The sequence below is a fragment of the uncultured Jannaschia sp. genome (genome assembly GCF_947494025.1).
In the GTDB taxonomy this organism is placed as follows: domain Bacteria; phylum Pseudomonadota; class Alphaproteobacteria; order Rhodobacterales; family Rhodobacteraceae; genus Jannaschia.
The window spans coordinates 1-5740 of the sequence record NZ_CANLTQ010000061.1 but is presented as its reverse complement, the minus strand read 5'-3'; the positions used below and the strand labels follow the sequence as shown (position 1 = coordinate 5740).

Genomic DNA, 5740 nt, shown 5'->3' with positions numbered 1-5740 from the left:
CGCCAATGCACTCCTCCGAGACGGAAGGAAATGGACCGAAACCCCCGCTTGATCATCACGGATACTCGGGACATCGCCAAGGCGATGCCCTGCCGGGCAGTAGATCAGCATCGCCTGCGACTTCACTTCCGCCAGCAAAAGGGCCGTGAACCGGCGCAGATCGCCGGGGTCCTCCGGCAGGGATTGGGCGGTGCCCAGCATGCCGAAGCATAGCAGAATATGGCCGCGGCGGGAATCCCGGATGCGCCCGCCTTGCGCCGTCCGTTCTCGGACGGGCGAGCGGGCCATCGGTTCGGGTGCGGGCTCGCTGCGGAACTGGCCGGGGCTTCGCCGGAATACGCTGACCGGAAGCCCTCAGCATGTCGTCACCGCAGTGCCGAGGCGGGGAAGCACAGACGGGCCGCGGACCCGACGGACCCGAACGGCCACGATCCAGGCAAGCGCGGTCGCCGCAAGGATTGTGGGTGCCATCGCGGGCGACAGGGCTCCGAAAGTCTGCGCCGGCGCAAGCAGGATGGCGCAGGTCGAGCCGAAGCCGATGGTGCCCGCGATCAGCAGGGCGACCATCAATTGCATCGAGAGGGTCTCGATCCGGGTATATGAGGCAGGGTCCGGGCCGGGATGAGCACGGTGGGTCCAGGCCCAGAACGCCCAAATGAACGATAGGGAAACGGAGGCGGACAGAAGGAACATGACAGGTCTCCGGAGGCGGACCCGCGCCTGTGGGCCGCTATACGAGAAAGGTCACCGCAGGACATGCGACGACAGAGCGACGCGCGCCCGACGTGGGATCGAAGCGGCCTGCGATCCGCCGGGCGGGCACCGGTTCCGGTGAAGGGATCATGCGGGAAGGGGCGGAGCCTGCGACGGGGGTCTGGACGCATGACGCGGCGAGACCGGAGACGCCTGGCGCCATGTCGCGCGCATCGATGCGGCGGCATCGCGCGGTGCGACGACGGCGGCGAGCGCGGCGCATGCCGTCTCGCCGAACGCGCCGCCCGCGCGGGGCTCGGCCGCACACGGCACGGTGGCCTGAGGCAGCGCGGCGAGCTGGAGGACCGAGGCGTCCGTCGGGGAGGGCGCGGCGGCCGAATACCCGAGCGGCGCTTGCACCGACCAGAGGAAGAGAGCGAGGATCGTGAAGACCGCGATCAGCGCGCCCCCCAGACGCGCCGTTCTGTCGTGCCGAGACTCGTCCGCCCCGTGGTCCATGTTCCGAACATCGTCGTAGCCAGTCATGCACGCAAGGCCCTCCGCGGATATGTCCGGCCGCATCGGCCGGTCCACCGCCGATCCGGCACGCCCCCTTGAAAGACCGGCGTCGAAGCGCGATCTGTCGGTGGCGGGCCGGGCCCCTCTGACGACGCTGTGTCGTGATGTCGGACCGCATCGCGCGGTGCGCGACCCAATTTGAAGGCGGCCCGTGCGACGGGACTTGGTGTCATCGTGTCCGTAGATCCGGGAGCATCGCATCGGCATGGAAGTTGGCGTACCGGGCCCGCGCCCGACCGTCATCTGCGCCGGCTGGGCCGTCAGATCGACTTCATAGCCCGCGTCGCTCCGCCGCTCGGTCGCGTGCTGCGTCCGTCCGGAGCATGGTGGTGGATGCTGGTTCGTCTACCGCTTGCCATCTTTTTGATCTTCGGCAGTCTGCTCGCGATCCTCCCGGTCTTCGGACTCTGGATGCTGCCGCTCGGCCTGCTCGTCCTGTCCGTCGATCTGCCCCGCCTCCGTCCGCCCGTCGCGGCGGCGATCGTGCGGTTGCGTCGCCGTTGGACCGTCCTGCGACGGCGCCAAGCCGCGCGCGGGGGCGCCGCCCGTTCTCCAGAAAATCCATGAGGATCGATCCATGGAACTCCTGATGCTGGCGGCCGGCCTCGGCGGCCTCTTCCTCGGCGGCGAGGCCCTAGTGCGCGGCGCGATCGGCGCGGCGCAGCGGCTGGCGATTTCGCCGCTGCTGATCGGCCTGACCGTGGTTGGCTTCGGCACCTCCACGCCGGAGCTTCTGGTCTCGGTGGACGCGGCCCTGCGCGGCGTCCCCGACATCTCCATCGGCAACATCGTGGGCTCGAACATCGGGAATATCCTGCTGATCGTCGGCGTCGCGGCACTGATCTGGCCAATCCGCGTGAGCGGAGGCACCCTGAGGCGCGACACGGCGGTGATGATGGCTGCGGCGCTGGCGCTGGTGCCGCTGTTCTGGCTGGGAGAGATGGGCCGCTCGTCGGGCGCCCTGCTCGTGCTGGGCCTCACCGGCTACCTGGTGTGGGCCTACCGCCAGCCCGGGGAGGGCGCGACGGGCGACGACACGGCCGAGGGAATGCCGGCGGGCCGCGCGCTCCTGTGGATCATAGGCGGCCTGCTCGCGCTGATCGTGGGCGCGCGGCTCCTCGTGGACGGCGCCGTGACCATCGCGCGGGACTTCGGCATCTCCGAGGCGTTCATCGGCCTGACGGTCGTGGCCATAGGCACCTCGCTGCCCGAGCTCGCGACCTCGCTCGTCGCCGCATTGCGCCGGCAGTCCGAGATCGCCATCGGCAACATCGTGGGCTCGAACATCTTCAACGTGTTGGGCATCCTGGGGCTGACGGCGATCATCGCGCCCATCCCCGTGGCCCCGCGCTTCCTCGCCTTCGATTTGCCGGTCATGCTCACCGCCTCGGCGGGGCTGACGGCGCTGCTGCTCCTGCGGCCGCGGATCGGACGGCCCGTGGGCGCGGCGCTGCTTGTGGCCTACGCGGCCTATGTCTGGGCGGCGCAGGGATGAGCCCCGACCTTGCTCCCTACGCCGCCCTGGCGCTAGTGGCGGCGGTGTTCGCGGCCTTCGTAACCGAGCGATACCCGCCCTTCCTCGTGGCCTTCGTCGGCGCCATGACGGCGCTCGCGGCGGGCTTCGTCGCGACGGACGACGTGCTGGGCGCCGTGGCCAACCCCGCGCCCGTCACGATCGCCGCGATGTTCGTGCTGAGCGCGGCGCTGGTGCGCACCGGGGCGCTGGCGCTGATGATCACAGGCCTGTCCCGTTTATCGGCCCGCAGCGGGGCGCTGGCGCTGGTGGCCTTCCTTGGCACCGCCGCCGCGGCGTCCGCGTTCCTCAACAACACGCCGGTGGTGATCGTGCTGATCCCGGTGGCGATCGGGCTCGCCCGGCAGGTGGGCACCGTGCCCTCGCGTCTGCTGATCCCGCTTTCCTACATGGTGATCCTGGGCGGGACGGTGACGCTGATCGGTACCTCGACCAACCTGCTTGTGGACGGGGTGGCCCGCGCGGCGGGGCTGGCGCCCTTCGGCCTTTTCGAGATCGCGCCCTTGGGACTGGCGGTGGCGCTGGTCGGGTGCGCCTTCCTGCTGCTCCTCGGGCGCCGCCTGCTGCCCGAGCGCGATACCGTCGGCACAACTCTGAGCCGCGCGCCCCGGGCCTGGCTGTCGGACGCTTTCGTCCCGGCGGGCTCGCCGCTGATCGGGCAGGCGCCGCTGTCGGTGCCGGCCTTCTCGCAGGGGGGGTGTGTGGTGGACGTGGTCCGCGGCGATGCCTCGCTGCGCCGGATGCTGGCCGACGTGCGGCTCGAGCCGGGCGATGTCGTGGTCCTCAAGACCCGCGATGCGGAGCTCGCGGCCCTGCGCGAGGGCGCCCTGCACGGCGCGACCCTGCCGGAAGCCGGGCCGGAGCGGGTGCGGCCGTCCGGCTCGCTGGAGGTTCTGGTCGGGCCGGGCAGCAAGGCGATCGGGCGTACGCTTGCCGCGATGCGCTGGCGGCGGCGGTTCGGCGTCTATCCTGTGGCGTTGCACCGGCGCGGCGCGTCCGTGGAGGGGCGGCTGGAGACGACCCGCCTCGCCGCCGGCGATACGCTTCTGATCGAGGGCGCGCCGGACGATATCGACCGACTTGTCGAGGACCAGCGTCTGACCGCCCTCGTCCCGCACACCGCGCGGGCCTTTCGCCGCCGCAAGGCGCCGTTGGCCGTCGCCATCATGCTCGGCGTGATCGTGCTCGCCGCCCTCGACGTGGCGCCCATCCTGGCGCTCGCGCTGATCGGCACGGCGCTGGTGCTGGTCACGGGTTGCATCGACGCGGACGAGGGGCTCGCGGCGATCGACGGGCCGCTCCTTCTGCTGATCGTGTCCATGCTCGTGATCGGCACCGCGCTCGACCGCTCCGGCGCGGTGGACATGGTCGTCGCGGCGCTCGCGCCGCTGATGGACGCGTTCGGACCCTGGGCGGCGCTCGCGCTGGTCTACGCGGTAACGTCGATCCTGACCGAGCTGGTGACGAACAACGCCGTCGCCGTACTGATGACGCCAATCGCCATCGGTCTCGCGCAGGGCCTTGGCATCGATCCGCGGCCCTTCGTGGTCGCGGTGATGTTCGCCGCCTCGGCCAGCTTCGCGACGCCCATCGGCTACCAGACCAACACGCTGGTCTACACCGCGGGCGGCTACCGCTTCGCTGACTTCCTGCGCGTCGGCGTGCCAATGAACCTCGTGGTCGGCGCGGCGACGGTGGCCCTGATCCCGCTGATCTGGCCGCTGTGACGATCGCGGGGCATCCCGGAACGGCCATCGTCGCGTCCCGGAGGGACCTGGGGCATGGGTGCGCGATCGTGGCCGTCGGCGTCCTCACGCACGTCGACGGGCTCCTGGCATTGTCCGAGCGCGCGGTCGCGTCGGCCCGTCCGGCGCGGCGCGAGGTGATGACGGGTCGCGGCGACCGGGGCGCCGCAATCGCCCTGCGCCCGGCGGCCAATCCGGGACGCTTCCTGCCGAGCGTCCAGATCGGCGTCACGCTGGCGGGCATCCTCGCGGGCGCGGTGTCGGGTGTCACGCTCGCCGTCTGCACGCGGTGAACCGCTCGCGGCTTCCGGTCTGGGAGAGCGAGCCGGACGCCGTGATCGGGGTGCTGGTGGTGCGCGATCGGCGTCGCGGACGCCGTTCGACCCACGCGCCCCGCTGCGCGAGGCGCCGGTGGTCCGCGACGAGCAGGGCGCGCTGAAGATGGCGGAGCGGCGGCGCGCGGCGGCCGCGCACATGGCACTGGTTGGGGGTCGTGGCGCCCAAGGAGGCGCTGCAGGCCATCGCCGGCAAGTTCCTGGAGGACGCGGCTGACGAGCCCAAGGTCGCGGTCTTTGCCAACGGGTCCTGCCTCGTCGCGGGCTGGATCCCGGCGGACGAACTGGCCGAGTTGCGGGAGATCGAACTAGCGTCGGACCGCGACTTCGAGATGGCAGCCAGTGTGCTAGACAGCTGGGCCGGCCGCCGCGGGTGTCGAGGTCGTTGATCTCGACGGGCGCCGGATCTTGGTCATGGGGTAGGGGTCCGCTCGGATTGGTGGTCGCAGCTACCGATCGCGGCGGCGGGAGGATCGCCCGCACTCGAAGGATCGTAATAGAATGGAGAAGGGCGTAGCCCTTGCGCGGGACCGACGCTGCCGCAGGATCGGCTACAAGGGTTTACCAAGTCGAAAGGACCGGGGCCGCCCGTGCCGAATGTCTTGGCCAGCGCGCGCCTCCGATCCGCACCCTCTGTGTGCGCCCTGAGTAGGATCAGGCGCGAAGGGTCACCCCACCGGCGGCGACCTGGGATCGTGGACCGATGAGCCGCGCTGCTTGGGAAACGTACGCCCAAGCAGTTTGCCCCTATTCCGACTCACGGGGGATTCCCGCGAGAGAGGTGGCTCGGTTTGTCTGAACAGGTTCCGGGCGTTTCCTAAGTGGATTTCCGCCTTGGTTACGCAGCGGCCGCC

At 70.7% G+C, this 5740-nt stretch carries 8 protein-coding genes; 5 read left to right on the top strand and 3 right to left on the bottom strand.

Annotated elements, in window-relative coordinates; all coding sequences use genetic code 11:
• From Q1B08_RS20640 to Q1B08_RS20630, 3 genes are all read right to left on the bottom strand, one after another.
• Nucleotides 1-288: hypothetical protein (locus tag Q1B08_RS20640; RefSeq protein ID WP_299823038.1), on the bottom strand; the 288-nt coding region annotated here is incomplete at its 3' end.
• Nucleotides 289-354: 66 nt separating this feature from the next.
• Nucleotides 355-693, bottom strand: coding sequence for a hypothetical protein (locus Q1B08_RS20635; RefSeq protein ID WP_299823036.1), 339 nt, complete (start codon nucleotides 691-693; stop codon nucleotides 355-357).
• A gap of 147 nt (nucleotides 694-840) precedes the next feature.
• Complete coding sequence (locus Q1B08_RS20630; RefSeq protein ID WP_299823032.1) at nucleotides 841-1239, bottom strand: hypothetical protein; 399 nt, start codon at nucleotides 1237-1239, stop codon at nucleotides 841-843.
• Nucleotides 1240-1605: 366 nt separating this feature from the next.
• On the opposite strand from Q1B08_RS20630, the gene Q1B08_RS20625 reads away from it, so the two are divergent.
• The 5 genes from Q1B08_RS20625 to Q1B08_RS20605 all read left to right on the top strand — a co-directional run bounded on the left by Q1B08_RS20625 (nucleotide 1606) and on the right by Q1B08_RS20605 (nucleotide 5275).
• Nucleotides 1606-1839, top strand: a complete 234-nt coding sequence (locus tag Q1B08_RS20625; RefSeq protein ID WP_299823029.1) for a hypothetical protein — start codon at nucleotides 1606-1608, stop codon at nucleotides 1837-1839.
• Nucleotides 1840-1849: 10 nt separating this feature from the next.
• On the top strand, nucleotides 1850-2767 hold the full coding sequence (locus Q1B08_RS20620) for a calcium/sodium antiporter (RefSeq protein ID WP_299823026.1): 918 nt from the start codon (nucleotides 1850-1852) through the stop codon (nucleotides 2765-2767).
• Nucleotides 2764-4533, top strand: a complete 1770-nt coding sequence (locus tag Q1B08_RS20615) for an SLC13 family permease (protein WP_299823023.1) — start codon at nucleotides 2764-2766, stop codon at nucleotides 4531-4533. Before Q1B08_RS20620 ends, Q1B08_RS20615 begins: the two co-directional genes overlap by 4 nt.
• Nucleotides 4534-4601: 68 nt before the next feature.
• Complete coding sequence (locus Q1B08_RS20610; protein WP_299823020.1) at nucleotides 4602-4844, top strand: CNNM domain-containing protein; 243 nt, start codon at nucleotides 4602-4604, stop codon at nucleotides 4842-4844.
• Between the two features lie 200 nt (nucleotides 4845-5044).
• Nucleotides 5045-5275, top strand: coding sequence for a hypothetical protein (locus Q1B08_RS20605; protein ID WP_299823018.1), 231 nt, complete (start codon nucleotides 5045-5047; stop codon nucleotides 5273-5275).
• The last annotated feature ends 465 nt before the right edge of the window (nucleotides 5276-5740 follow it).